Origin of the sequence: Curtobacterium sp. B18, assembly GCF_000333375.1 — a bacterium.
In the GTDB taxonomy this organism is placed as follows: domain Bacteria; phylum Actinomycetota; class Actinomycetes; order Actinomycetales; family Microbacteriaceae; genus Curtobacterium.
In genome coordinates this window covers 1-2,327 of the sequence record NZ_BACZ01000370.1, presented here as the reverse complement: position 1 = coordinate 2,327, position 2,327 = coordinate 1, and the positions used below count along the sequence as shown (strand labels likewise).

Sequence of the window (2,327 nt, the reverse complement as noted above, 5' to 3'; positions counted from 1 at the left end):
GACGAGCGTCGGGAAGTTCACCCAGATGAGGACGGCGGAGGCGACGAGCCCGACGAACCCGAGGCTCGGGGCGACGACCGTGTTCCAGACACGGCGGTCGGTCCGCGTGCGGCGGAAGTAGACGATCACGGCGAGGCTCGTCGCGGCCATCAGGATCGCGACCCCGAGGGTGGCGACGCCGGCGAACCAGCTGAACACCTGCAGCACCGGGTCGAGCCCGAGCACCGCGAACAGGACCACGAGCACGGCGGCGGTCACGGTCTGCACGACGCTCGAGGTGTGCGGCGAGGCGTGCTTGTGGTGCACGTCGCCGAGGCGCGCGGGGAGCAGCGAGGCGTTCGCCATCGAGTGCTGGTACCGGGTGATGACGTTGTGGAACGACAGGACGCAGGCGAACATGCTCGTCAGCAGCAGCACGTTGAGCACGGCCTCGCCCGCCGTCCCGATGTACTGCGCCGCGGTGGTGAGGATGAGCGAGCCCGGGTCCTTCGCGGCCTCGGCGAGGACGCCGTCCGGACCCCAGGCCATCACGAGCCCCCAGGAGGCGAGCGTGTAGAACACCCCGATGCCGATGACGGCCGTGTAGGTCGCACGGGGGATGGTCCGCTCCGGGTCCTTCGCCTCGTCGCGGAAGATCGCGGTCGCCTCGAACCCGATGAACGCGGCGATCGCGAACATCAGGCCGACGCCGGGCGACCCGGACGCGATCTGCGTCGGCTCGAACGGTGCGAGGGACAGGCCGTCGGCCCCGCCGCGGAACACGATCGCCGCGACGAGGACGAGCACGATCCCGACCTCGCCGACGAGCAGCACGCCGAGGACCTTGCTCGACAGGTCGATGTGCCGGTAGCCGAGGACCCCGACGAGCGCCACGACGACGAGCGACCAGACGTACCACGGGACGTCCGGTCCGCCGAGACCGGACACCGTCACACCGAGCAGGTACCCGATGTAGCCGTGCACGCTGACCTGGATGGTCGTGTACGTCAGGAGCGCCAGGGTGGCGGCACCCGCGCCCGCCGGCCGGCCGAGCCCGTGTCCGACGAAGGTGAAGAACGCCCCGGGTCGCGGCACGTGCCGGGTCATGGCGGCGAGGCCCACCGAGAACAGCAGCAGGACCACGGCGGAGACGGCGTAGAGCGACGGGAACCCCACGCCGTTGCCGAGGAGCATGCCGAGCGGCGCCGCGCCGCCGACGACGGTGAGCGGTGCGGCCGCCGCGACGACCATGAACACGATCGCGGTGACGCCGAGCGAGCCGCGCATCGTCCGCTGCGGCGCGGGGACGGCTCCGAGTGAGGCGGGGTCCTTCGTGATGCTGGACATCGTGACCTTCCGGTTCGGGTGGGGAGGGTGTGCCGGGGTGGCGTGGGACCACGGTCCCGCGCCGCGGTTGCGGCCTCGTTCCGCCCGCGTGAAACCCGGTCGCGCCCGAATGGGACGCGCCCGCGGCCGGTGTCTCGTTTGCGTGAGACGCGGGCGAAACACCGTCGGCACACCGGGGCAACGCCGCGGTCGTACCGTTGCCGCATGACCGCGCTCGACCGTGCCATCGCCGACCCGCCACGGGTGCCGGGTGTGGGCACACGGTCCCCCGTCGACGGACTCTCCCGGCGCAGCGTCGGCCCGGTCGACGTCCTCGCACAGTCGGTGTCCGCGGTCGCGCCGTCGGCCGCAGCCACCACGATCCCGGTGCTCGTCGCGACCGTCGCCGGGCAGGGTGCCACGTGGTCACTGCTCGCCGCGATGGCCCTGTCGTTCCTCGTCGGCCGCACCGTGAACCAGTTCGTCCGACGCGTCGCCGGCACGGGCTCGCTGTACACCTACGTGTCGCTCGGCCTCGGACCGGTCGCCGGGGTCGTCGCGGGGGCGGCGCTGCTCCTCGGGTACGGCTTCATCGCGATGTTCTCGCTGACCGGCAGCGGCTACTACCTCGACTACCTGCTGTCCCGGTTCGTCCCGGCAGCCGGCGGCAGCGCCCGCGTCACCGTCGTCGTGGTCGTGGCGATGGGCGCGGCCGTGTTCGCGGTCATCGCGCTCGGCGTCCGGGTGTCGACCCGCCTGACCCTGCTCGTCGAGACCCTGTCCGTCGCCGTCATCGTGGTGCTCATCGTGGCGCTGGTCGCCCGACTGCACCCCGTGGACGCCTCGGCGATGGCGCTCGGCCCGACGGCACCCGCGCCGTTCGCGGTCGGCACCGCCCTCGCGGTCACGGCGTTCGTCGGGTTCGAGAGCGCCTCGGTTCTCGGCGTGGAGGCGCGGCGTCCCTTCGGCACGATCCCGCGCGCGATCTCGTGGACGGTCCTCGTCGCCGGGGTGCTCTACCT

Annotated in this window: 2 protein-coding genes; one reads left to right on the top strand and one right to left on the bottom strand. The window is 72.4% G+C overall.

What is annotated here, in order from left to right:
- Positions 1 to 1,326 (bottom strand): APC family permease (locus I5E_RS10025; protein ID WP_022906857.1); only part of this gene is annotated, 1,326 nt, incomplete at its 3' end.
- Positions 1,327 to 1,530: 204 nt separating this feature from the next.
- Between I5E_RS10025 and I5E_RS10020 the strand changes: the two genes are divergently transcribed.
- The coding region (locus I5E_RS10020) for an amino acid permease (protein WP_022906856.1) at positions 1,531 to 2,327 on the top strand (797 nt) is incomplete at its 3' end.